At 75.7% G+C, this 23,283-nt stretch carries 20 protein-coding genes; 15 read left to right on the top strand and 5 right to left on the bottom strand.

Features of this window, described 5'->3' with window-relative positions:
* Positions 1 to 29: 29 nt before the first annotated feature.
* A complete protein-coding gene (locus Ae717Ps2_RS17610) occupies positions 30 to 1,016 on the top strand; it encodes an ABC transporter substrate-binding protein (RefSeq protein ID WP_083695742.1) in 987 nt (328 codons plus the stop codon).
* A gap of 11 nt (positions 1,017 to 1,027) precedes the next feature.
* Here Ae717Ps2_RS17610 and Ae717Ps2_RS17605 read toward each other — a convergent pair whose 3' ends face one another.
* Positions 1,028 to 1,903: a LysR substrate-binding domain-containing protein gene (locus Ae717Ps2_RS17605; protein ID WP_075307414.1), complete on the bottom strand. Its 876-nt coding sequence runs from the start codon at positions 1,901 to 1,903 to the stop codon at positions 1,028 to 1,030.
* A gap of 96 nt (positions 1,904 to 1,999) precedes the next feature.
* Between Ae717Ps2_RS17605 and Ae717Ps2_RS39880 the strand changes: the two genes are divergently transcribed.
* From Ae717Ps2_RS39880 to Ae717Ps2_RS17550, 12 genes are all read left to right on the top strand, one after another.
* Entirely contained in the window at positions 2,000 to 2,131 is a 132-nt protein-coding gene (locus Ae717Ps2_RS39880) for a hypothetical protein (RefSeq protein ID WP_255407920.1), read from the top strand.
* 124 nt (positions 2,132 to 2,255) lie between these two features.
* Positions 2,256 to 3,017 (top strand): alpha/beta hydrolase, encoded by a 762-nt coding sequence (locus Ae717Ps2_RS17600; RefSeq protein WP_075333623.1) that lies wholly within the window; start codon positions 2,256 to 2,258, stop codon positions 3,015 to 3,017.
* On the top strand, positions 3,014 to 4,831 hold the full coding sequence (locus Ae717Ps2_RS40420; protein WP_075307410.1) for a rhodanese-like domain-containing protein: 1,818 nt from the start codon (positions 3,014 to 3,016) through the stop codon (positions 4,829 to 4,831). Before Ae717Ps2_RS17600 ends, Ae717Ps2_RS40420 begins: the two co-directional genes overlap by 4 nt.
* Before the next feature lie 125 nt (positions 4,832 to 4,956).
* Entirely contained in the window at positions 4,957 to 5,100 is a 144-nt protein-coding gene (locus Ae717Ps2_RS37370; RefSeq protein ID WP_020622810.1) for a hypothetical protein, read from the top strand.
* Positions 5,101 to 5,278: 178 nt separating this feature from the next.
* Positions 5,279 to 6,622 (top strand): FAD-binding oxidoreductase, encoded by a 1,344-nt coding sequence (locus tag Ae717Ps2_RS17585; protein WP_075307408.1) that lies wholly within the window; start codon positions 5,279 to 5,281, stop codon positions 6,620 to 6,622.
* 110 nt (positions 6,623 to 6,732) lie between these two features.
* On the top strand, positions 6,733 to 7,947 hold the full coding sequence (locus tag Ae717Ps2_RS17580; protein WP_233147606.1) for an LLM class flavin-dependent oxidoreductase: 1,215 nt from the start codon (positions 6,733 to 6,735) through the stop codon (positions 7,945 to 7,947).
* A complete protein-coding gene (locus tag Ae717Ps2_RS17575; RefSeq protein WP_075307405.1) occupies positions 7,944 to 9,146 on the top strand; it encodes an acyl-CoA dehydrogenase family protein in 1,203 nt (400 codons plus the stop codon). Before Ae717Ps2_RS17580 ends, Ae717Ps2_RS17575 begins: the two co-directional genes overlap by 4 nt.
* Positions 9,143 to 10,786: an ABC transporter substrate-binding protein gene (locus Ae717Ps2_RS17570; RefSeq protein ID WP_075307403.1), complete on the top strand. Its 1,644-nt coding sequence runs from the start codon at positions 9,143 to 9,145 to the stop codon at positions 10,784 to 10,786. Before Ae717Ps2_RS17575 ends, Ae717Ps2_RS17570 begins: the two co-directional genes overlap by 4 nt.
* A gap of 7 nt (positions 10,787 to 10,793) precedes the next feature.
* Positions 10,794 to 11,759 carry an ABC transporter permease gene (locus tag Ae717Ps2_RS17565; RefSeq protein ID WP_020623331.1) on the top strand — a complete coding sequence of 322 codons (966 nt, stop codon included), beginning with the start codon at positions 10,794 to 10,796 and terminating at the stop codon, positions 11,757 to 11,759.
* Positions 11,756 to 12,613, top strand: coding sequence for an ABC transporter permease (locus Ae717Ps2_RS17560; RefSeq protein ID WP_020623332.1), 858 nt, complete (start codon positions 11,756 to 11,758; stop codon positions 12,611 to 12,613). The genes Ae717Ps2_RS17565 and Ae717Ps2_RS17560 overlap by 4 nt, the downstream gene beginning before the upstream one ends.
* Complete coding sequence (locus tag Ae717Ps2_RS17555) at positions 12,592 to 14,307, top strand: ABC transporter ATP-binding protein (protein WP_075333621.1); 1,716 nt, start codon at positions 12,592 to 12,594, stop codon at positions 14,305 to 14,307. Before Ae717Ps2_RS17560 ends, Ae717Ps2_RS17555 begins: the two co-directional genes overlap by 22 nt.
* A gap of 68 nt (positions 14,308 to 14,375) precedes the next feature.
* A complete protein-coding gene (locus Ae717Ps2_RS17550; RefSeq protein ID WP_075307399.1) occupies positions 14,376 to 15,413 on the top strand; it encodes an LLM class flavin-dependent oxidoreductase in 1,038 nt (345 codons plus the stop codon).
* Between the two features lie 12 nt (positions 15,414 to 15,425).
* Here Ae717Ps2_RS17550 and Ae717Ps2_RS17545 read toward each other — a convergent pair whose 3' ends face one another.
* Both Ae717Ps2_RS17545 and Ae717Ps2_RS17540 read right to left on the bottom strand, forming a co-directional pair.
* Positions 15,426 to 17,726 carry a molybdopterin-dependent oxidoreductase gene (locus tag Ae717Ps2_RS17545; protein ID WP_233147605.1) on the bottom strand — a complete coding sequence of 767 codons (2,301 nt, stop codon included), beginning with the start codon at positions 17,724 to 17,726 and terminating at the stop codon, positions 15,426 to 15,428.
* Between the two features lie 227 nt (positions 17,727 to 17,953).
* Complete coding sequence (locus tag Ae717Ps2_RS17540) at positions 17,954 to 18,544, bottom strand: TetR/AcrR family transcriptional regulator (RefSeq protein ID WP_020623336.1); 591 nt, start codon at positions 18,542 to 18,544, stop codon at positions 17,954 to 17,956.
* Between the two features lie 71 nt (positions 18,545 to 18,615).
* Between Ae717Ps2_RS17540 and Ae717Ps2_RS17535 the strand changes: the two genes are divergently transcribed.
* Positions 18,616 to 18,984, top strand: a complete 369-nt coding sequence (locus tag Ae717Ps2_RS17535) for a DUF1330 domain-containing protein (RefSeq protein ID WP_020623337.1) — start codon at positions 18,616 to 18,618, stop codon at positions 18,982 to 18,984.
* Positions 18,984 to 19,736: an alpha/beta fold hydrolase gene (locus Ae717Ps2_RS17530; protein ID WP_075307395.1), complete on the top strand. Its 753-nt coding sequence runs from the start codon at positions 18,984 to 18,986 to the stop codon at positions 19,734 to 19,736. The genes Ae717Ps2_RS17535 and Ae717Ps2_RS17530 overlap by 1 nt, the downstream gene beginning before the upstream one ends.
* Positions 19,737 to 19,815: 79 nt before the next feature.
* Here the strand turns inward: Ae717Ps2_RS17530 and Ae717Ps2_RS17525 are convergent, their stop codons facing one another.
* Positions 19,816 to 22,137 (bottom strand): arylsulfatase, encoded by a 2,322-nt coding sequence (locus tag Ae717Ps2_RS17525; protein ID WP_075333619.1) that lies wholly within the window; start codon positions 22,135 to 22,137, stop codon positions 19,816 to 19,818.
* Between the two features lie 98 nt (positions 22,138 to 22,235).
* On the bottom strand, positions 22,236 to 23,165 hold the full coding sequence (locus tag Ae717Ps2_RS17520; RefSeq protein ID WP_020623340.1) for a TauD/TfdA family dioxygenase: 930 nt from the start codon (positions 23,163 to 23,165) through the stop codon (positions 22,236 to 22,238).
* Between the last annotated feature and the right edge of the window lie 118 nt (positions 23,166 to 23,283).

Raw genomic sequence — 23,283 nt, 5'->3', positions numbered from 1 at the left:
TCTGCGCCGACCTCCCCACAGGAGTATCGATGTCCCGGATCCCCCGGCCGCTGCGCCACCTGCGCCTCGCGGCCGTCGCCCTCGTCCTGCCCCTGGTCGCCGCCGTCGGCTGCGCCGGCGCCGATCCCGACCAGGCCGCCCCGGTGGACCCCGGGACGGCGGTGAACACCAGCCCGGAGCAGAACCGTGTCCGTGCGGACCGCATCGAGGCCATCGCCGCGACGGTCCCCGCCGCGGTCCGCGAGTCGGGAGAGCTCACCGTGGCCACCACCGGCAGCGGGAACCCGCCGCTGTCCTTCCGCGCCGACGACGACCGCACCGTCATCGGCGTCGAGCCGGACCTGGCCCAGCTCGTCGCGGACACGCTCGGGCTGCGGCTCGACCTGCAGCCGACGTCGTGGGAGAACCTGTTCCTCGGGGTCGAGTCCGGCACCTACGACGCGGGGTTCTCCAACATCACCGTGACCGAGGAGCGCAAGGACAAGTACGACTTCGCGACCTACCGCGTCGACACCGTCACCTTCGAGGCCCGCAACGCGGGGAGGGTGGAGCGGATCGAGAAGCCCGCCGACATCTCCGGGCTCACCATCGGTGTCGCGCCCGGCACCAACCAGGAGCAGATCCTGGTCGAGTGGAACCGGCAGAACGAGGCGGCGGGGGTCGCACCGGCGACGATCCAGTACTACCAGAACACCGGTGACTACTACCTCGCCCTGGACTCCGGACGCCTCGACGCCTACCTCGGCCCGAACCCCGGCGTCGCCTACCACGTCGCCACCGGTGGCACGACGAAGGCGGTCGGCTCGCTCAACGGCGGCGGCGGGGGAGTGCAGGCCGACATCGCGGCCATGACCCGCCGCGGCGACGGGCTGGTCGGCCCGATCCACGAGGCGATCGACGCGCTCATCGCGAGCGGCAAGTACGGCGAGGTGCTGGCGCGGTGGCACCTGGAGAACGAGGCGCTGCAGGACTCCCGGATCAACCCGCCCGGGCTGCCGCGCCGGGCGGCGTCCTGAGCGGCGAGCGGTCAGCCGGCCGGGGGCGGGTGGTCCCCGGCCGGCGGCAGCACCGCGGCCAGCGCCGCGCTGGCCGTCTCGACCAGCCGGGGGTCGGCCCCGGCCCGGACCCGCAGGTGCAGCGGCTCCGACGGCGCCCCGGGCAGGTCGGTGCACTCCTCCAGCCCCTCGGGCGGGTCGCCCAGCCCGGCGACGAGCGCGACCCCCAGACCACCGCGCACCGCGTTCAGCACCCCGGCGAGGTAGGCGGCCTCCCCGACGACGGTCGCCGCCATCCCGGCGGCGGACAGCGTCTGCAGGGCGCGACGCCGGATGGTGCACGGCGAGTCGATCACGACCAGCGGCACCGGACCGTCCGCGGGACGACGCCAGCCCGGCGCCGCGTACCAGGTCAGCGGGATCGCCCCGGCGGCGACGCCGGGGCCCTCGACCACGTCGCCGATGTACATCGCCAGATCGAGCGTGCCGCGGTCGACGGCGTCGTTCAGCCGGCTGGAGCGGTCGAGCCGGAAGCGCACCGCGGTACCGGGGAACACCTCCTGCAGCCGCTCCATGACCCGGGGCAGCAGCTCGTCCGCGGCGTGCTCGGTGGAGCCCAGCACCAGGGACTCGCGGGTGTCGCCGACGCCGAGACGGCGCAGTGCGTCGTCGTGGGCGGCCAGGATGCGACGGGCCTCGCCGAGCAGCGCCTCGCCCTCGGCGGTGAACCGGCTGACCCGGCCGTCCTTGCGGACCAGCGGGCGTCCGACGGCCTTCTCCAGGCGACGGACGTGCTGGCTGACCGCGGACTGGGACAACGTCAGGGACTGCGCCGCGCGGTGGAACCCGCCCTGGTCGGCGACGGCGACGATGCTCCGCAGCGCGGTGATGTCGAGGACGGCGGGCACGGTACCGAGGCTACCGACAATGATCGCGGATCGCGATCGGTTGTGATGCGCATTCGTCGTTGGACCCGGGCGCCCCGGCCGTCTGTGATGGTGGGCATGACCCGCCCGCGCTCCGCGACCCCCGGCCGGCACGTTCCGGCCGCCGTCGCGTGCCGTGACGGCGGGCTCACGCGTCGCCGGGTCGTCGACCACGGCACCGTCTGCTCCGCGGCCTGTCCGGCCCGCTGAACCACGGGTCGGTCGCGACCCGTCCGGAGCGCGCGGCCCCGGTCGCCCTCCGCCGGCCCTCCCCGGGCCGGTGTCCTCCGGCGTCACCCGAGACGACGTCACCCGAGAAAGAGATGAGTCCTCCATGACTGCAGTCGGCACGACCCCGGTCCTCGCGTCCTGGACCGAGCCCGAGGGCATCCGTCCCCGCGGCACCGTCGTCGTCCCGGGCCGCGGCGAGCACGCCGCGGTCTACGAGCGGTTCGGCAGGCGCATCGCCGCCGACGGCTACCGCGTCTGGGCGGTCAGCGACCCCACCGTCGACGCCGCCCGCACCCTGGGTCAGATCCGCTCGCTGCTCGACCGCACCCCGTCCGAGGAGCCGGGTGAGGCCGGTCCGCCGCCGCGGGTGCTGGTCGGCTCCGACACCGGCGCGCTGTTCGCGGCCGGGCTGGTCGCCGACGGCGCGGCCGGCATCGACGGCCTCGTGCTGGCCGGGCTCCCGCTGCACACCACCCCGGGCGCACCGGACTGGGCCGACGAGCTCGCGCTGCGCACGTCCTGCCCGACCCATCGCGGCCGCCTCGACGCCGACGACACCGTCCGCCGCGGCGCGCTCACCGGCCGGCTCCCCGACGGCTGGGTCGACCGGGCCCGCCCGGCCGCGATCGGGGTGCCGGTCCTCGGCCTGCACGGCGCCGCCGACGCGGTCAGCCCGCTCGCCGACGTCCGCGACTTCTACGCCGCCCTCCCGGACGGGGAGCTGGTCGGCGTCGCCGGCGGTGTGCACGACGCCCTCAACGACGCGACCCACCGCATCGCCGCCGCCACCGCGGTGCTGTTCCTGGAGCGGCTGCGTGTCGGGTCCCCGCTGGCCCGGGTCGAGGTCGCGGCGGTGCCGCGGTGACGCGTTACGTCGTGGTCGGCGCCGGGGCGGTCGGCGCCACGCTGGCCGCCGAGCTGCACCTCGCCGGGCGCGAGGTCGTGCTCGTCGCCCGCGGTGCGCAGCTCGCCGCGCTCCGCGGCGGCCTGCGGTACCTGCGTCCCGAGGGGGAGCGGCGGGTCGGCGTACCCGCCGCCGCGCAGGACGAGGTGACCCTGCGCGCCGACGACGTGCTCCTGCTGGCCACGAAGGCCCAGGACGCCGACGCGGCGCTGGCCCACTGGGCCGCACGCCCGGTCGCCGACGGCACCGCGGCCGTGTCGCTCCCGGTCGTCGTGCTGCAGAACGGCCTGGACACCGAGCGGGCCGCGCTGCGCCGGTTCACGACCGTGTACGGCGCCGTCGTGCGCTCGCCGACGGCCTACCTCACCCCCGGCGAGGTCGTCTCGCCGGGCGCACCCGCGGCCGGGCTGGTCTGGCTCGGCCGGTACCCGGCGGGCCGCGACGCGCGCGCCGAGGAGATCGCCGCCGACCTGACCGCGGCCCGCCACCCCACCCAGCTCGTCGACGACGTGCCGCGCTGGAAGGCGGGCAAGCTCCCGCAGGTGCTGGGCAACGCGCTCGACGCGCTCTACCCGCCGGGGCGACTGCGTGAGCGGGCCGCGGCCGCGCTGCGCGCCGAGGCCCGCGAGGTGTACCGGGCCGCGGGCGTCGACCCGGCCGACCACCGTGCGGAGTCCACCGCGGACCTCGGTTCGCTGGTGGTGCGGCCGGTGCCCGGAGCACCGGCCGCGGGGCGTTCCACCTGGCAGAGCCTGCGCCGCGGGGTGAGCCCGGAGACCGACTTCCTCAACGGCGAGATCGTGCTGCTCGCCGGTCTGCACGGCACCACGGCGCCGCGCAACGCCGCCGTCGCGGACCGGGTGCGCCGCGCCGTCGCCGACGGGGCCGGGGCGCACGACCTCGACGACGCCGACCTGGCCGCGACCCTGCCCTCGGTGTCCGTGCTCGTCGACGCGGGTGCGCTGGCCGCCGAGCTGGCGGGGGACACCCCGCCGGTGCTGCTCGACGTCCGCTGGGCCCTCGGCGACCCGCACGGGCGCGAGCACCACCGTGCCGGGCACCTGCCCGGCGCGGTGTACGTGCCGCTGGACACCGAGCTCGCCGCGCACTCCGACGACCCCCGCGACGGCCGCCACCCACTGCCCGACGTCGCGGCCCTGCAGACGGCGGCGCGGCGCTGGGGCGTGCGCGCCGACCGCCCGGTCGTGGTGTACGACGCCACCGGCGGGCTCGCCGCCGGGCGCGCGTGGTGGTTGCTGCGCTGGGCCGGGCACGACGACGTCCGGCTGCTCGACGGCGGCCTGGCCGCCTGGACCGCCGCGGGCCTGCCCGTCGAGTCCGGGGACGTGCCCGACCCCGAGCCCGGCGACGTCGTGCTCACCGGCGGCGCGCTGCCGGTCCTCGACGCCGACTCCGCCGCCGCGCTGGCCCGCGACGGGCTGCTGCTCGACGCCCGCGCCGGGGAGCGCTACCGCGGTGAGACCGAGCCGGTCGACCCGCGCGCCGGGCACGTCCCCGGCGCGGTGAGCGCTCCCACCGGGGGCAACCTCGCCCCCGACGGCCGCTTCCGCGACCCCGCCGCGCTGCGCGCCCGCTTCGCCGCGCTCGGTGCGCTCGACCGGCCGGTCGGTGTCTACTGCGGATCCGGGGTGACCGCCGCCCACCAGGTGGCCGCGCTCGCCGCGGTCGGTGTGCGCGCCGCGCTGTACCCGGGGTCCTGGTCGGCGTGGTCGAACGACCCGGCGCGCCCGGTCGCCACCGGGGCGCGGCCGTGACCGGCGCCGAGGCCCGCACGCCGCCCGGACGGGGCGCCACGCGGTCATCGATCGCGTCGCGTGATCGGAACCGATCCCGATTCGTCGCTGGACCCCGACCGGTCGTCCGGGATTCACTCGTCGGTGTGGACACGACGACCTCGACCGGGCCCGCGGCGCCGCGCCGCCGTCCGGCACCGTCGTGCCCGCCGCCCGCGCCGACCGGGTTCACCCGGCGCCGCGTGATCGACCACGGCACCGTGTTCTCCGCGGGCTGTCGCGCCCGCTGAGACCCGGCCGCAGCGCCGCCCCCCGGGTCCCTCCTCCGGTCCCTGCGTGCCCCCACCGCGCGCCGCCCTCCCGACCCGCCCTCCCGGCGGGCCCGCCCCCGCCGTACCGCCCTGCGGTCCGCGGCGGGGCGCCGAACCGGAAGCAGACCTCCCTGTGCCCAGCCGTGCCGTCAGCACCGTGACCCACCCCCGTACCGACCCGTCCGCCCTGACGGGATGGAGCACCGACCCGGCCGTCCGGACCGCCGCCCGCCTGGACCGCTCCGGGTTCGACCCGGGCTCGATCCCGGATGCCGTCGTCGCCGCCCGCTCGGTGGACGACGTCGTCGAGCTGCTGACCCACGCCCACGCCACCGGCACCCCGGTCGTCGTCCGCGGGGCCGGGACCGGGCTGTCCGGGGGAGCGGTCGCCGGGGCCGGGAGCGTGGTGCTCGACCTGAGCGGTCTCGACCGGATCGTGGAGATCTCCCCCGTCGACGAGCTCGCCGTCGTCGAGGCCGGGGTCCTCACCGCCGACCTCGATGCCGCGGCCGCCGCGCACGGCCTGCGCTACGCCCCGGACCCGGCCAGCGCGGCGATCTCCACGATCGGCGGGAACATCGCGACCAACGCGGGCGGGCTGCGCTGCGCCAAGTACGGCGTCACCCGCGAGGCCGTGCTCGGCCTGGACGTCGTCCTCGCCGACGGCCGCCGGGTCGCCACCGGACGGCGCACCGTCAAGGGCGTCGCCGGCTACGACCTGACCGGGCTGTTCGTCGGTTCCGAGGGGACCCTCGGGGTGGTCGTCGGCGCGACCGTCCGGCTGCGGCCGGTCCCGGTCGCGACCGCGACCCTGGCCGCCTGGTTCGACGACGTCACCACGGCCGCCGCCGCGGCCGCCGCGATCACCGCGGCCCGGCTGCAGCCCGCCGTCGCCGAGCTGCTCGACACGACGTGCCTGGACGCGATCGCCGCGGCCGGCGGGGCCGCGTCGCACGGGGCGGCGTTCCTGCTGGTCCAGACCGACGGTTTCGGCGCCGCCGCGGAGATCGACGCGGTGCGCGCCGTGGTCGCCCCGCTCGCGTCGCGGGTCGACCTCGCCACCGACGACGCCGGGTCGCAGGCTCTGCTCGCCACCCGCCGCGCCGGACTGCCGGCCCTGGAGCGGCTGGGCCGGGTCCTCGTCGAGGACGTCGCGGTGCCGCGCTCGCGGCTCGCCGAGGCGGTCACCGCGATCGCCGCGATCTCGGCCCGCAGCGGGATCCGGATCGCGACGATGGCGCACGCCGCCGACGGCAACCTGCACCCGATCCTCGTCCTCGAACCGGGCCGTGAGCTCGACCAGCAGGTGTGGGACGTCGCCGGGGAGGTGTTCGCGACGGCACTGCGCCTGGGCGGCACGCTGACCGGGGAGCACGGCGTCGGCCTGCTCAAGCGCCGCTGGCTGCGCGACGAGCTCGGCGACGACCTGGTGGACCTGCAGCAGCGGCTGCGATCGGTGTTCGACCCCCGCGGCGTCCTCAACCCCGGCAAGGCCCTCTGACCTCCCCGGGCCGCAGCGCCCGACCGCCCACCCGTGACCCGACACCCGCCCCGGACGTGCCGCACCGCCGCGCCCCGGCCGTCCGCCCGTACCCGCACCGAGGAGACACCGTGCCCGACACGCCCGTGACCGCCCCGTCCGACACCGTTCCCGAGACGGCCGCCCGCCGCGTCGAGTTCATCTCGCTGTCGCACCTGAACCCCTCCACCGAGCTCGCCCCGCTGCCGACCCGCGGCATCGACCTGCCCTACTTCCGGCGCTACGTGCGCACCCTGGAGGAGTCCGGCTACGACTACACGCTGCTGCCCTACGGCTCGAACACCGCGGACTCCTTCGTCGTGGCCTCCGCGGTCGGACAGCTCACCGAGCGGCTGCGCCCGATCGTCGCCGTCCGGCCGAACACCGCCTTCCCCCTGGTGGTGGCCCAGCAGCTCGCCACGCTCGACCAGCTGACCGAGGGGCGCGCCGTCGTCCACCTCATCTCCGGCGGCAGCGACGCCGAGCAGGCCCGCCAGGGCGACTACCTGCCCAAGGCCCGCCGCTACGCCCGCACCAGCGAGTTCATCACGCTGCTGCGCCGCGCCTGGACCGAGACCGAGGCGTTCGGCCACGACGGGGAGTTCTACCGCTTCGACGACTTCGGGCCCGGCTTCGCGCCCTACGGCGACACCATCCCGATCTCCATCGGCGGCCAGTCCGACGAGGCGTTCGAGATCGGTGGCCGGCAGGCCGACGTGTTCAGCTTCTGGGGCGAGCCGCTCGCCGACATCCGCGCCCAGATCGGCCGGGTGCACGCGATCGCCGACGCCGCGGGCCGGCCGCGGCCGCGGATCTGGGTGACCTTCCGCCCGATCGTCGACCGCACCGACGAGCTGGCGTGGGCCAAGGCCTACCGCTACGCCGACGCCATCGGTGCGAGCTTCCGGCGCGGCGCGACCAAGCACCGCTTCACCGGCAGCCCGCAGAACGTCGGCTCGCAGCGGGCACTGGAGTTCGCCGCTCGCGCCGAGGTCTACGACCGTGCGCTGTGGACCCGCACCGCCGCCGTCACGAACGCGGGCGGTGCGTCGACCGCGCTGGTCGGCACCCCCGAGACCGTCGCCGCGGCGATCGTCGACTACATCGACCTGGGTGCCGACCTCGTGTCCATCCGCGGCTACGACACCCTCGCCGACGCCGCCGACTACGGCCGCCGGGTGCTGCCCCTGGTCCGTGAGGAGCTCGCGCACCGCGACGCCACCGGGCGCCGGGGCACCCTGCAGGCCGACCACCCGGGCGCGTTCGCCCCTGATTTCGACGCCGACGCGCTGGCCGGTGTCCTGTGACCGCGCTCGACGAGCGGACCGCGGCGCTCCCGGTCCCGGACCTGTCCGACGCCGCGTTGGCCGCGGTGACCGCCGAGCTCGCCGCCACGGCCGAGACCTACGACCGCAGCGGTGCCGTCCCCGAGGCGGGCATCGCCGCGGTGCACCGGGCCGGGCTGCTCACCGCCACCGTGGCCCGGCGGCACGGCGGCCCCGGGGTGTCGCTGCTCGACGCGGCCCGGATCCTCGTCGCGCTCGGCGAGGGCGACCCCTCGGTCGCCCTGATCACCGCGAACACCCTCAACGCGCACCAGGGCCAGGCCGCCGCCGCGACCTGGCCGGAGGCCACCTACGCGGAGATCCTGCGCCGCTCGGTGCACGAGCCGGTCCTGATCAACGCGGTGCGTGCCGAGCCCGAGCTGGGTGCCCCGGCCCGCGGCGGGCTGCCCGCCACCGTCGCCCGCCGCACCCGCGACGGTTGGTCGCTCTCCGGCCGCAAGGCCTACGCCACCGGTGGCACCGCGCTGGCCCACCACGTGGTCTGGGCGGTCACCGACGACGACGAGCCGCGCGTCGGGCACCTGCTCGTGCCCGCCGACGCCCCGGGCATCAGCTGGGTCGAGACCTGGGACCACCTGGGCCTGCGCGCCTCGAACACCCATGACGTGGTCTACGACGACGTCGCGCTCCCGCTCGACGCGTTCGTCGAGATCCCCCGCGGCGACGACGGCGTCTACCGCGACCCGGCCGCCGTCACCGGCCCGGCGAGCCTCGGCCACCCCGCGCTCTACGTCGGGGTGGCGCGCGCCGCCCGGGCCGCGTTCGTCCGCTACGCCCGCGAGCGGGTCCCCACCGCGCTCGGGCGCCCGATCGCCGAGACCGACCGCATCCGCACCGTCGCCGGCGAGATCGACGCCCACGTCGCGCAGGCCGAGACCCTCCTGTACGGGGCCCTGCTGCGCGCGGGCTCCGGCGAGACCTCGCACCTGCCGCAGCTCTCGCTGCTCAAGGTGCAGATCGCCCGCTCGGCGATCACGGCGGTCGAGACCGCCGTCGCCGCGCTGGGCAACCCCGCGCTCACCCGACACCTGCCGTTCGAACGGCACCTGCGGGACGTGCTCTGCGTGCGGGTCCACCCGCCGCAGGCGGACGCCGCGTTCCTCGACGCCGGCCGCCGCCTCCTGTCCCGCCCCACCCCGCAGGAAGAGAACCCCCGATGACCACCCCCTCCCGCCGGTCGGTGCTGCGCGCCGCCGCCGGTGTCCTCGCCGCCGCCGTCCTCGCGTCGGCCTGCGGCACCGGAGCGGTGCAGAACACCGCCGCCGGCGCCCCCACCGACGGCGGCGACCTGACCTTCCTCATCGACTCGCTCGGCGACACCTGGGTCCCGAACGACAGCTCGATCTCCAGCTTCCAGGGCCACGTGTGGGGCCACGTCACCGACAAGCTCGTCTACGTCGACGACAAGGGCGCCGTGTCGCCGTGGGTCGCGCAGAGCTGGCAGCAGAACGCCGACGCCACCGAGTTCACCCTGAAGCTGCGTCCCGGTGTCACGTTCTCCGACGGGTCCCCGGTCGACGCGGCCGCCGTCGTCGCGAACCTCGACATCTGGGCCAAGGGCCGCCCCGACGAGGGCATCAAGCCGATCGGGCTGTTCCCGAAGACCTACCAGGCCGCCCGGGCGGTCGACCCCACGACGGTGCAGGTCACGTTCCGCTCGCCGACGCTGGGCTTCATCCCGACCCTGGGCTACCACGGCTCGATCCTGATCTCGCCGAAGACGCTCGCACTGCCCGCCGCCCAGCAGGCCGACCTGTCGAACGACATCGGCTCCGGCCCGTACGTCGTCGAGTCCTGGCGCGACGACGACAACGTCGTGCTCCGCAAGCGCCCCGACTACGACTGGGCGCCCGCCGCGCTGGACCACCAGGGCCCGGCCCGGATCGACACGCTGACCTACAAGGTCGTCTCCGAGCAGCAGGTCCGCACCTCCTCGGTGCAGTCCGGGCAGGCCGACGTCGCCTACAACCCCTCGCCCAAGGAGCTGGAGACGCTCAAGGCGCAGGGCCTGACCACCGCCACCCCGCGCTACCTCGGCTTCGTCAACGGCTTCGCGCTGAACACGACGGTCGCCCCGTTCGACGACGTCCGCGTCCGCCAGGCCGTGCAGCACGCCATCGACCGCGACGAGATCATCGCGACCGTCTACACCCCGGACTGGCAGAAGGCCGAGTCGTTCATCCAGAGCAACGTCCCCGGTGCCACCGACCACTCGTCGTCGTTCGCCTTCGACGTGGCGAAGGCCACGGCGCTGCTCGACCAGGCCGGCTGGGTGCCCGGCCCCGACGGGATCCGCGTCAAGGACGGGAAGCGTCTCTCGGTCACGCTGCACCCCAACCCCTACCTCGCCACCTCGAGGGCGATCGACGAGCTGATCGCCCAGCAGCTGCGCAAGGTCGGGATCGAGGCGCCGATCCAGGCACTCGACGTCGTCAACTACACGCAGAAGGTCGTCGTCGGGAGCCCCACGGTGCCCGCCTACGAGGTCACCCGCAGCTTCATCGACGCCGGCACCGTCTCCGGCGTGCTCACCGACGCGAACAAGGGGGAGAACTGGTTCGGCCTCGGCCGCAGCGACCAGAAGCTCGACCAGCTCGCCGACGGCATCGCCGGGGCGAAGGACCCCGCCGCGCGCAACGAGCTCCTCGACCAGCTGCAGGCCCACGTCCTCGACCAGGGGTACTTCGTGCCGATCACCCAGATCGTGCAGCGCATCTACGCGCAGTCCCCGCGGGTGCAGGGCGTGACCTACAACGGCGTCGCCTACGCGAACTACTACACCGCATGGCTGCAGGACTGATCGCGCGATGAACCGGGACTACGTCAGCTACGCGCTGCGCCGCGCCGGGCAGTCGCTCGTCGTGGTGGCCCTCGCCTACGTGTTCACCTTCGTCGTGATCAGCGTCCTGCCGGGCGACCCGGTGACGACGACGCTGCGCAACCCCGAGAACGGGTTCACCGAGGAGGAGATCGCGCGGATCGTGGCCTACTACGGCCTCGACCGCCCCGTCCCGGTCCAGCTGTGGGAGTCGGCGTCCCGGTTCGTGACGGGCGACCTCGGCCTCTCGCTGCGGTCCAACCTGCCGGTGTCCGGGATGGTGGCCGAGGCGCTGCCCTCCACCCTGGCGCTCGCCGCATCGGCCATGACGATCGCCGTCGTGATCGCCTTCGGCGTCGCGTTCGGTGTGCACCGGCTGCCCGCCCCGTACAGCTCGATCCTGCGGTCGGTGCCCGCGCTGTCGCTGTCGGCGCCGACCTTCCTGGTCGGGCTGCTGCTGATCCAGGTGTTCTCCTTCCGGCTCGGGTGGTTCCGGGCCATCGACGCCGACTCCGCCGTCGCGACCTTCTTCGCGGCGCTCACCCTCGGGATCTGGGTCTCCGCCCAGATCGCCGAGGTGCTCATCGCCAACCTCGACCACGAGGCCGACCAGGAGTACGTGGCGGTGGCCCGCTCCCGCGGGCTCACCCGGACCCGGCTGCTGGCGCGGCACCTGCTCCGGCCGTCGTCGCTGCCGGTGGTGACGGTCTTCGCGCTGATGGTCGGTGAGGTCCTCGGCGGCGCGGTGATCATCGAGGCGGTCTTCGGGCGCACCGGGCTCGGCAGTCTCGTCGAACGCTCGGTCGCCATGCAGGACCTGCCCGTCCTGCAGGCGGTGGTCACCCTCGCCGCCGTCGTGTTCGTCGTCGTCAACCTCGTCGCCGACCTGGTCTATCCGCTGCTCGACCCGCGGGTGCGACCGGTGGCCCGCCAGGAAGCAGGAGTGACCGCATGAGCGCCCCCGCCCTCACCCGCACCGACGGGGCACCCGAGCCGGACGCCCGCGCCGCCCGGACCCGTCGGTGGGCGCCGCCGACGGTGCTGGCCTCGTTCGTGGTCGTCGCGCTCGTGCTGGCCTGGGCGGTCGCGCCCGGGCTGTTCACCAGCCACGACCCGGTCGACGGGATCCCCTCGGAGCTGTTCCGCCCACCCGGCGCCGGGCACCTGCTCGGCACCGATCAGCTGGGCCGTGACGTGTTCGCCCGGATCGTGCACGGCACCGCGTCCTCGGTGACCAGCGCGCTGGTCGCGGTTGCGATCGGTGTCCTCGTGGGTGGCGCGATCGGGCTGCTCGCCGGGTTCCTCGGCGGCCTCGTCGACGTCGTGCTCGCCCGGCTCGTCGACGTCCTGCTCGCCATCCCCAGCTTCCTGCTCGCCGTGGTGATCGTCAGCGCGCTGGGGTTCCAGACCATCAACGCCGCCGTCGCCACCGGCATCTCCGCGATCGCGGTGTTCGCCAGGGTGATGCGCTCGGAGGTGCTCAAGACCCGCTCGGCCGTCTACGTCGAGGCCGCCCTGCTGCTCGGCGGCTCCCGCTGGCACGTGCTGCTGCGCCACGTCCTGCCCAACGCCTCGCGCTCGGTGCTGCAGCTCGCCGTCCTGCAGTTCGGGCTCTCGGTGCTGGTCATCGCCAGCCTCGCGTTCCTCGGCTACGGCGACCCGCCGCCCGCCTCGGACTGGGGTCTGCTCGTCGCGACCGGCAAGGACTACCCGCTGGCGCCCTGGCTCGTCTGGGCGCCGGCACTCGTCACGATCGTCACCGTCCTCTCCGTGAACAGGATCAGCCGATGGCTCCGCACGACCGACTGACCGGCACCGTCCTCGACACCGACACCGACACCGACACCGACACCGACACCGACACCGACACCGGTGCCGATCCCGCCGGCGCCGCGGAACCCACCGACCTGCCCGGACCGCCGCTGCTGCGGGTCTCGGACCTGACCGTGCACTACGGCCACCACCGCGTCGTGTCCGGTGTGGACCTGACACTGGCCGCGGGCGGCTCGCTCGCGGTGATCGGCGAGTCCGGATCGGGCAAGTCCACGATCGCCCGCTCGCTGCTGCGGCTGCTGCCCACACCCGGCCGGGCCACCGGCCGGGTCGAGGTCGACGGCCGCGAGGTGCTGGGCCTGTCCGAGCGCGCGTTCCGGCCACTGCGGGGACGCACCCGCGGGTTCGTCCCGCAGGATCCGGCCAGCTCGCTCAACCCGGTCCGCACCATCGGCTCGCAGGCCCTGGAGGCGGCCGCGCTCGCCGCCGGCGTCGCGCCCGCGGACCGGCGCGCCCTGGTGCTCGACACCCTGGAGCGCGTCGGGCTGCCCGACCCGGTCCGGGTCTACGGTGCCTACCCGCACCAGCTCTCCGGCGGGATGCTGCAACGCGTCCTCATCGGCCTCGCGGTCCTGCCCCAGCCGTCGCTGCTGGTCGCCGACGAGCCGACCTCGGCGCTCGACGTGACCGTGCAGCGCCGCATCCTCGACCTGCTCACCGGTCTGCGCACCGAGCTCGGGATCGGGCTGTTGCTGATCACCCACGACCTGGCCGTCGCCGCCGACCGGGCCGAGGAGCTGCTCGTGCTCAAGGACGGCACCGTGCAGGAGACCGGCCCGACCCGGCAGGTCTCGCAGCGCCCGGCCTCGGAGTACGCGCGCCGGCTGCACGCCGACGTGCCCGCGCTGCACCCCGACCGCTGGGCCGAGCTGCGCGCGGTCGGACGGGCACGGTCCGGGGCCGAGCCGCGGATCGAGCTCGACGGCGTCGCCAAGACCTTCCCGGGCGGTGTCGTCGCCGCCGACGATGTGTCGTTCCGCGTGCCGTCGGGCACCACCCACGCGCTGGTCGGTGAGTCCGGGTCGGGCAAGACGACCGCGGTCCGGATGCTGCTCGGCCTGGAGCGGCCCGACGCCGGGCGGATCGTCGTCGCGGGTCGCACGCTGCACGGCCGCTCGCGCGCCGAGCTGCGCGACATCCGTCGCCACCTGCAGCTCGTCTACCAGAACCCGTTCACCTCGCTGGACCCGCGATGGAAGGTCGGACGGCTGGTCCGCGAGCCGCTGGACCGGTTCCGGGTCGGCGACCGCGGCGAGCGCACCGCGCTGGTGCGGGCCGCCCTCGCCTCGGTCGGTCTGGCCGAGGAGCTGCTCGACCGGCGCCCGGCCGCGCTGTCGGGCGGGCAGCGGCAGCGGGTCGCGCTCGCCCGCGCCCTGGTGCTGCGACCGGACGTGATCGTGCTCGACGAGCCGACCTCCGCGCTCGACGTCACGGTGCAGGCCGGGATCGTGGAGACGCTGCTGCGGCTGCAGGCCGAGCTGGGGCTCACCTACGTGTTCGTCTCGCACGACCTGGCACTGGTCCGCCAGCTCGCGCACACGGTGTCGGTGCTCCAGCACGGACGCGTGGTCGAGTCCGGTCCGGTCGCGTCGATCTTCGACGAGCCGCGCGCGGAGTACACCCGCACGCTGCTCGCCTCGCTGCCCGGGACCGGGCGGGCCGCCGCGTGAACGCCCCGGCCACGTCGTCGACCGCGTCGGGCCCACGGACGGCCGCTCCGGCGGGCGGGCCTCGCCCGGTGACCGGGCTCGGCTTCAACACCCGGGTGTCCTGGTCCGACGACCACGGCCCCGCCGCCGGGCTCGCCGAGGGGATCGCGCTCTACCGGGCCGCCGAGGACCTCGGCTACGACGCCGGGTGGGCCTACCAGCGTCACTTCGACCACTACCTGTCCTCGCCGCTGCCGTTCTTCGCCGCCGTCGGGCAGCACACGTCGCGGATCCGGCTCGGTTCCGCGGTGCTCCCGATGCGCTACCAGGACCCGGTGCTGCTCGCCGAGGCCGCCGGGACCACCGACCTGCTCGTCGGCGGCCGGCTGGAGCTGGCGCTCGCGACCGGCTCCCAGGCGTCGTGGGACGCGGTGTTCGGCGGTGTCGACACCGACCCGCGGACCGAGGCGCTGCGCCGGCTCGACCGGTTCCTCGCCGGGGTGTCCGGCGAGCCGTTGCACGTCGTCGACGGGCCGGGCCAGGGCGCCCCGGTCGGCACCCCGATCCGGGTCACCCCGCACAGCCCCGGGCTGCGCGGCCGGCTGCGGATCGGCGCGGCGAGCACCGACTCCGCGCGCCGCGCGGCCCGCCTCGGGCTCGGCCTGATCACCGGCACCGTGCTGCACGGCCTCGCCGAGGGGGAGACGTTCGCGCAGTACCAGGCCCGGGTGATCGCGGCCTACCGCGACACCTGGTACGAGGTGCACGGCTCCACCCCGCCGCCGGTCGCCGTCGCCGCGTCGATCCTGCCCGGGACCACCGCGGCGCTGCGCGAGACCTACGCCGCCTACGACCACCAGCGCCGCACCGAGGGGATGGCCGCGTCCCGGCCGCGCGGCGCACTCGAACCGGTGGTCGGCGCGCAGCTCCCGGCCGGGCAGCGGATCAGCCCGGTGCACCACGGCACCCCCGACGAGGTCGCCGCCTCGGTGCTCGCCGACCCCGGGATCGCCGCCGCCGACGAGGTCGTGCTGTTCCTGCCACCGGGCTTCGGGCCCGGGGCGAACGTCCGGCTGCTCACCGACCTCGCCGCCGTCGCCCCGGCCTGGGGCTGGTCCCCGGCCTGACCCGCGCCCGGGTCACACCGGCGGCCGGTGCGCCCCCACCGGGCGCACCGGCTCGTCGTGGCGGGTCAGCTCGACGGCCGCGTGCTGGCCGGTGCAGCCCTGCGCCAGCGGCGAGGTGCCCACGTCGCGGGTGAGCACGTTCGGGTTGCCGTGCACGCAGAACGGCCGCTCCGCCGCCGGGTCCAGTGGGTCGAACCAGGCCCCGGTCGGCAGCTGCACCACCCCGGCCCGCACCTCGTCGGTGACCCGGGCCGCGGCCAGACAGGCCCCGCGGTCGTTGTGCAGCCGGACCAGGTCGCCGTCGGCGATGCCGCGGGTCGCGGCGTCGTCCGGGTGGACGGCGACGACCTCGCGGCCGTCGATCTTGTGCGCGGCGCTGTGCGCACCGAAGTCCAGCTGCGAGTGCAGCCGGGTCGCCGGTTGGTTCGCGACCAGCCACAACGGGTGCCGCGCGGTCGGCGCGTCGGTCGGTGCCCGCCACACCGGGTACCCGGGGGCGTCGGCGTAGCCGAATGCGGCGACGGTCGCCGAGTACAGCTCGATGCGGCCCGACGGCGTCGGCAGCGGGTGCGCTGCGGGGTCGGCGCGGAACGCGGCGAGCACGTCCCCGTCGTCGGGACGGGTGGGGAGCGCGAGCTCGCCCTCGACGCGGAACCGGCCGTAGGACGGAGCGGGCAGACCGCGGGCGGCCAGGTCGGCGCGGGTCACCTCGTAGAGGTGGGCGAGCCAGCCGTCGGTGTCCCGGCCGCCGGTGAACGCCGCGCCCGCGCCGAGCCTCTCGGCGAGCGCGGCGAGGACGGCATGGTCGTCGCGGGCCTCGCCGGGCGGGTCGGTGAGCCGGTGCATCGCGGTCATCACCGGGTCGTGGCGGCTCGCGCCGATGTCGTCACGCTCGATCGTCCAGGTCGTCGGGAGCACGACGTCGGCGTGCCGGGCGGTCGCGGTCCAGGCCGGCTCGTGCACCACGAAGGTGTCGAGCCGGGCGACGGCCCGGCGCAGCCGCCCGAGGTCCTGGTGGTGGTGGAACGGGTTGCCGCCCGCCCAGTAGGCGAGTCGCACGTGCGGGTAGCGGCCGCGGCGGCCGTCGTGGTCGTAGGGCTCGCCGGGGTGCAGCAGCATGTCCGCGACCCGGGCCACCGGGATCGCCTCGTCGACGCCACCCGTGCCCTGGGGGAGCGCCCCGATCGCGACGTCGACCCGGGGCCTGCCGTAGTGCCCGATCGAGCCCAGCCCGTAGCAGAACCCGCCGCCGGGCAGCCCGATCTGGCCGAGTGCGGCGGCCAGGGCGATCCCCGCCCAGACCGGTTGCTCGCCGAACTCGGCGCGCTGCAGCGACTGCGCGACGGTGACCAGGGTCCGCCCGGCCGCCGCGCACCGCGCGAGCCCGCGGATCGCCTCGGCCGCCACCCCGGTGATCCCCGCCGCCCAGACGGCGTCCTTGACGACGCCGTCGTCGCTGCCGCGCAGGTACCCGGCGACCCGGTCCCAGCCGACGCAGTACCGGTCCAGGAACGCCCGGTCGTGCCGGTCCTCCTCGAGCAGGGTGTGCAGCAGCCCGAGCATCAGCGCGGTGTCGGTGCCCGGCGGCAGCGACAGCCACCGCGGGCGCGCCTGCGCCGGCAGGTCCGAGCGCAGCGGCCCGATGTTCACCAGGTGCGCGCCGCGCGCGGCTGCCGCGGCCAGCGCCGAGCGCTCCACGTGGGCGCTGATCCCGCCCGCCCCGACCGTGGAGTTCTTCAGGTTCATCCCGCCGAAGGCGAGCACCGTGTCGGTGTGCGCGGCCACCTGGTCCCAGGTCACCGGCCCCTTGGAGACGACGTCGGTGGGGCCCAGCACGTGGCGCAGCACCGTCTCCGCGGCGGCCGCGCTGTAGGTGCCGACCGAGCGCACGTACCCGCCGAGCACGGTGTTCAGGAAGCGGTGGACCTGGCTCTGCGCGTGGTGGAACCGGCCCGCGCTGGCCCAGCCGTAGCTGCCGCCGTAGACGGCCTGCGGGCCGTGGGTGTCGCGGACCCTGGCGAGCTCGGTGGCGAGCCGGTCGAGCACCTCGTCCCAGCCGACCTCGACCCAGCGGTCGGCGCCGCGTCGCGCGTCCGGGCCGGGGCCGTCGGTCCACCACCCGAGCCGCACCGCGGGGCGCCGCACCCGTGCCGGGTGGTCGACGGCGGAGGCGACGTTGCCGAGCAGCGGCGACGGGTCGGGGTCGCCGGGCCGGGGGAACACGGCGAGCCCGGAGGGGGAGGTGACGGCCCGGAACGAACCCCAGTGCGAGCTGTGGTGGCGGGCGGACGGCGGGGGAGCGGGGACGGCCACCGTCCGAGTCAAGGCGGCCGGGACCGGCGGTGTCCAACGACGATCCGCCATCGCCGTCGATCGTCCTGCGCGATCGGTCCGGCCGGCGGTGCCGGGTCGCACCCCTGTGGGGCACCCGACGACGCGGTGCCGGGAGCGGAATCCGGCGCCCTCTCCCAGGACCGGACGGGCGCCCTATGGCGCCGCCCCGGTGTCGGCGCCCCCGTGGCTGCGGGACCTGGAGCGGGCTACCGGGCCAGGGCACGGCGCCACTGGGCGGTGACGCTCCGGCGCAGCGCCTCGGTGTCGACGCTGTCCGGGGCGAGCAGCCGCTGCAACGCGATCCCGCGCAGCTGCCCGACGACGGCGGTCGCGACCTCGTCCGCGCCGGCGTCCGCCGTGATGCTGCCGTCCGCGATGCCGGCCTCGACGTCGTCGCGCAGGTCGGCGCGGAAGGCCGCGTCCCGTTCGCGGAAGATCGGGGCGAGCTCGGGCTGGGTGGCGGCCTCGGCCCACAGCAGCAGGAAGGCCTGGTGGAACGCACCGATCCGGCCGAGCTCCCCGAGGTAGCCGTCGATCAGCCGCAGCAGGCGGTCGAGGCCGGGCGGGAGGTCGTCGAGTCCCGGGACGAACCCGGCCTGGGTGGCGCGCGCCAGCCGCTCCACCAACGCCTGCTTCCCGCCGAAGTGGTGGGTGACGATGCCGCGGCTGTACCCGGCCCGTTCCCCGACACGGGCGAGCGTCAGCGACCGCACGCCCTGCTCGACGACGAGCTCGGCGGCGGCGGTGAGCAACGCGGCTTCGGCCTGGTCGCGGCGTTCCTGCTGGGTACGGCGCATGGCCGGACACTAGCAAACAAATTTGCGTGTCATCCAACAAGTATGTGTAGGGTGGGTGTCAGGAGGTTCCGATGATCGAGATCGAAGACCACGCCCTGGACGCCCTGCTGGCCGACGACCCCGGTGGCCCGGTCGTGATGCTGAACCTGTTGCGGTTCCGCCCGGACGGCGGCCGGGAGAGCTACCAGCGCTACGCCGACGCTCTCCGGGCCGAGCTCAACCCCCGCTACGGCCTGCAGGTGGTGTACCTCGGTGTCGGTGAGCCGGCGCTGGTCGCCGAGAGCGGGCAGGCGTGGGACATGGTGGTGCTGGTCCGCTACCCGGACCGGGAGGCCTTCGCGGCCATGGTGCGCGATCCCGAGTACCAGGCGATCACCCACCTGCGCACCGAGGCGCTGGTGGAGTCGGTCCTGCAGCCGACGACGCCGGTGACGGGCTGATGCCCGCGGTGTTCGTCCACGGCAACCCCGAGACGGCGGCGGTCTGGGACCTGCTGCTGGCGGAGCTCGCGCCCACGCGGACCGACGTGGTGTGCCTGTCGCCGCCCGGTTTCGGTGCGCCCCTGCCCGCCGGGTTCGAGGCCACCCCGGCCGGCTACCGCGACTGGCTGGCCGGCGAGCTGGCGGCCTTCGGCGAGCCGGTGGACCTGGTGGGTCACGACTTCGGCGGCATCCACGTCCTCAACGTCGTGCTGAGCCACCCGCACCTGGTCCGCAGCTGGGTCAGCGACGCCCTCGGAGTGTTCGACCCGGACCACGAGTGGCACGAGCTCGCCCGCCGCTGGCAGACCCCGGGCGTCGGCGAGGCCGACGTCGCGGCGCGCTTCGGTGCCGCGCCCGCCGAGCGCGCCGCGGTGCTGGTGGAACGCGGGATGGGTCGGGCGGTCGCGGCGCGCGTCGCGGCCGGGCAGGGCGAGGAGATGGGCCGCGCGGTGCTCTCCCTGTACCGGTCCGCCGCCGCGGCCGGTGCGCCCGGCCTCGGCCTGCCGCTGGAACGCGCGGCGGCCCGGCCGGGTCTCGCCGTCCTGGCGACCGCCGACCACGTCGTCGGCACCGAGGAGCAACGCCGCCGGGCGGCCACCCGCGCCGGGGCCCGGGTCGCGGTCCTCGACGGTCTCGGCCACTGGTGGATGACCCGTGAGCCGGCCCGTGGGGCCGCGGCGCTGACCGGGTTCTGGGCGTGCCTGCGCTGAGGCACGGCGGGCGGTGGGGGTCGGCCCGGGGGCGGACGGGGGAAGCGCGACGGCGCCGCCCGGCCGCCCGTTCGACGGGTCAGTCCGCCCGGGACGCGGCCTCGGCGGTGACCGTGCGGGCGACCTCGTCCGGCACGACGCGGGCGCCCGGCCGGTAGGTCACCGCGCGCAGGTCGCCGGTGAACCGGAAGATCCCGCGCCGTCGCCGCAGCGCCCAGGACACCGGCCCGCGGGCGTCGCGGCCGACCGAGATCCCGGTCAGCGCCCACCGGTCGGGCAGCGCGGTGACCGGGACCCCGTCGGCGGAGACGGCGAGGTGCCAGCGCAGGTCCGGGGTCGCCGTCACGGACAGGACGACCCTGCGGGCTCCGGCCGGGGCCGGGCCGTCCGCGGTGGACACCCGGCCGCCCGCGTTGTGCAGCACGACCAGCCGCCCGTCCTCGACGGCGAGCAGGTAGCCGCCGAACGCGTCGCCGTGCGCGACGAGCACGCCCTCGTCGCCCGGGGCGAGCCCGCCGAGGGTGACCTCGACGTCGAACGACCGGAACGCGACCAGCTGCGCGGACCGGTAGCGCTCCAGCACCGGAGTGCCGGGCAGGATCCGCACCGGCTCGGCCAGGCGGGCCTCGCCCGGCCGTCGCACCGCCAGGTCACCGCGGTCGAGCAGCGGGAACACGGTGTTCTCCCAGGCGGTGCGCTCCCAGGCCGCGGCGAGCTCGGCGGCCCGCTGCGGATGGGCGGCGGCGAGGTCGACCAGCTCGGCGGGGTCGGTGCGCACGTCGTAGAGCGCCCAAACCGGGTCGTCGATGTCGCGGTGGCCCGGCTCGTGGCGGGCGAGCAGCTTCCAGCCGTCGCGGTAGAGGCCGCGGTGCCCGCCCATCTCGGAGTACTGCTCGATGTGCGGGCTCGCGGTCACCTCGCCGCGCAGGAACCCGCCCAGGTCGACGCCGTCGGGCTCGGCGGTCGGCGTGCCCGCGCGCTCGGCGAGCCGGGGCACCCCGGTCAGCGCGAGCAGCGTCGGGACCAGGTCGGTGACGTAGGTGTAGTCGCGCAGCACCCGTCCGGCGGGCAGGCCCCGCGGCCAGGACACCAGCAGCGGCACCCGCACCCCGCCGGCGTAGGTCTGCCCCTTGTAGAACCGGAACGGGGTGTTCGACACCTGTCCCCAGCCGCGCGGGTAGTGCACGCCGAGCTCCTCGGACCCGATGAGCGACTCGTCGTGGTCGACGTCGCGCTCCCAGTCCGCGGGGACGGGATGGTGCACGAAGCGGGTGAAGTAGCTGCGGGTGCCCTCCGGGCCGCCCTCGGCGGTGCCACCGTTGTCGGAGGTGAACACGATGATCGTGTCGTCGAGCTCGCCCAGCTCCTCGAGCAGGGCGGTGACCCGGCCGAGCGAGGCGTCCACGGTGGACACCATCGCCGCGTAGACCTCCATGTAGCGGGCGTAGCGGCGGCGTTCGTCGGGCGACAGCGACTCCCACGGCGGCACGTCGTAGCCGGGTTCGGGGTTGCGCGGGGCCTGCCGGGTGCCGGGCGGGAACAGGCCGCGGTCGAGCTGGCGGGCGAAGCGGGCCTCGCGGACGGCGTCCCACCCGGCGGCGTAGCGGCCCTCCTGGTCGGCGAGGTCGGCGGCGGGCACCTGCAGCGGTCCGTGCATCGCGACGTGCGCGAGGTACAGCAGGAACGGCCGGGTGGCGTCGTGCGCGCGCAGCTCGGAGACCATCGCGCACGCGCGGTCGGTGAGGTCGTCGGTGACGTAGTAGCCCGGCGGGTACTCGTCGACGTCGAGGGCGTGCTCGTCGACGGTGATCTGGTTGGGGTGGAAGAAGGAGTTCAGGCCCTCCAGCGAGCCGTGGTAGCGGTCGAACCCGCGCCGGGTCGGCCAGGAGTCCCGCGGCCGGCCGGGTGCCAGGTTCGCGTCGCGGACCAGGTGCCACTTGCCGACGGCGAACGTGGCGTACCCGCCGGCGCGCAGGTGCTCGGCGAGGGTCGCGGCGTCGTCGCCCAGCTCCAGGCGCATGCCGGGGAAGCCGGGGTCGGCGTTGGCGACCCAGCCGTACCCGGCCCGGTGCGGGTTGAGCCCGGTCAGCAGCGCGGCCCTGGCCGGGGAGCACAGCGGTGCGGTGTGGTGCTCGGCCAGGGTGAGCCCGGCCTCGGCCAGCCGGTCGAGGTGCGGGGTGGGGATCTCCGAGCCGTACGGGCCGATGTCGCTGTAGCCCAGGTCGTCGACGACGACCACGACGACGTTCGGTCGCCGGACCCGCTCGGGCTCGGGCGGCCACCAGCGCGTCGAGGTCGCGGCGGTCCGGCCGATGGTGCCGCCGAACCCGTCGTAGCCCCGTGCGCCGGGCGGGACGGACGGGACCGGCGAGGCCGCGGTGGGCGGGGGATCGGTGGGCACGACGGGACCTCCGGGCGGGGACGGGCGGGAAGCGGACGGGCGCGTGACGCGGGCCGGCCCGGCGTCCGCGGGGGCGGGCGCCGGGCCGGCGGCCGGGCCTAGTTCGTGTAGTGCGAGGAGTCGCCGGTGCGCACGACGCTGCGCGCTCCGCTGGGCGAGACCGGGATGTCGCCGGCCAGGGTGATCCGGCGCAGGGCGCGGTGGTGGTCGTCGTAGTCGGCGACGGCGTAGTGCTGGGTCGCCCGGTTGTCGAACAGCACGAAGTCGCCGTCGGACCAGTTCCAGCGCACGGTGTTCTCCAGCCGGACGATCCGGTCCTGGAGCAGGTGGTAGACGGTCTGGGACTCCTTGGAGTTCAGCCCGACGAACTCCCGGACGAAGTGGCCGAGCACGAGCACCCGCTCGCCGGTCTCCGGGTGGACGCGCACCACCGGGTGCTCGGTCTCGTAGGTGGTGGAACGGAACTCGGCGCGGTAGGCGGCGATCCGGTCGTCGTCGGGCGCCGTGGTGGTCTCGGCGTCGCGGGCGTAGTCGAAGGCGTTGGTGTGCACCGCCCAGAGCTCGTCGACGAGGTTCTTCAGCGGCAGCGGGAGCGAGGCGTAGGCGGCGCCGGTGTTGGCGAACACGGTGGTGCCGCCGTAGGGCGGCAGGTCCAGCGTGCGCAGCGAGCTGATCGCGGGGATGCGGTCGACGAAGGTGACGTCGGTGTGCCAGCTGTTGGCCTTGCCGCGGTCGGAGTCCACCGGGAGCACGTGGGTCTTCTCGCCGCGCACGGTCGGGTGCGCGGTGGTCGGGCTGCCGAACAGCGAGACGAACGCGAGGTGCGACTCGTCGTCGAGGTGGCCCTGTCCGCCGAAGAACAGCGCCTTGTGCTCGAGCAGCGCCGCGCGCAGCGTGGCGACGGTGGCGGCGTCGAGGTCGCCGCCCAGGCGGACGCCCTCGACGCGGGCGCCGATGCGTCCGCCGACCTTGCGCACGACGGGCTGCGCGGCTGCGGTGGGGGTCGGGTTCTCGGCCTGCAGGGTCATCGGATCTCCAGACGTGGGGTGCGGGTGGCCCGGGGGCGCCGGTCGCGGCGGCAGGGGCGGGAGGACGCCGGCGGGCGGGCCGCCCACCGTCCACTCCGGACGGAGTGGGGGAGCGGGG

Origin of the sequence: Pseudonocardia sp. Ae717_Ps2 (genome assembly GCF_001932475.1) — a bacterium.
GTDB lineage: Bacteria > Actinomycetota > Actinomycetes > Mycobacteriales > Pseudonocardiaceae > Pseudonocardia.
Note: the sequence above shows the minus strand (reverse complement) of the source record. Positions and strands in the feature narration are given on the sequence as shown.

Coding starts and splice junctions, on each gene's coding strand:
- Ae717Ps2_RS17610 (WP_083695742.1), top strand. CDS start 30: ATGTCCCGGATCCCCCGGCCGCTGCGCCACCTGCGCCTCGCGGCCGTC.
- Ae717Ps2_RS39880 (WP_255407920.1), top strand. CDS start 2,000: ATGACCCGCCCGCGCTCCGCGACCCCCGGCCGGCACGTTCCGGCCGCC.
- Ae717Ps2_RS17600 (WP_075333623.1), top strand. CDS start 2,256: ATGACTGCAGTCGGCACGACCCCGGTCCTCGCGTCCTGGACCGAGCCC.
- Ae717Ps2_RS17570 (WP_075307403.1), top strand. CDS start 9,143: ATGACCACCCCCTCCCGCCGGTCGGTGCTGCGCGCCGCCGCCGGTGTC.
- Ae717Ps2_RS17565 (WP_020623331.1), top strand. CDS start 10,794: ATGAACCGGGACTACGTCAGCTACGCGCTGCGCCGCGCCGGGCAGTCG.
- Ae717Ps2_RS17560 (WP_020623332.1), top strand. CDS start 11,756: ATGAGCGCCCCCGCCCTCACCCGCACCGACGGGGCACCCGAGCCGGAC.
- Ae717Ps2_RS17555 (WP_075333621.1), top strand. CDS start 12,592: ATGGCTCCGCACGACCGACTGACCGGCACCGTCCTCGACACCGACACC.
- Ae717Ps2_RS17540 (WP_020623336.1), bottom strand. CDS start 18,544: ATGCGCCGTACCCAGCAGGAACGCCGCGACCAGGCCGAAGCCGCGTTG.
- Ae717Ps2_RS17535 (WP_020623337.1), top strand. CDS start 18,616: ATGATCGAGATCGAAGACCACGCCCTGGACGCCCTGCTGGCCGACGAC.
- Ae717Ps2_RS17530 (WP_075307395.1), top strand. CDS start 18,984: ATGCCCGCGGTGTTCGTCCACGGCAACCCCGAGACGGCGGCGGTCTGG.
- Ae717Ps2_RS17520 (WP_020623340.1), bottom strand. CDS start 23,165: ATGACCCTGCAGGCCGAGAACCCGACCCCCACCGCAGCCGCGCAGCCC.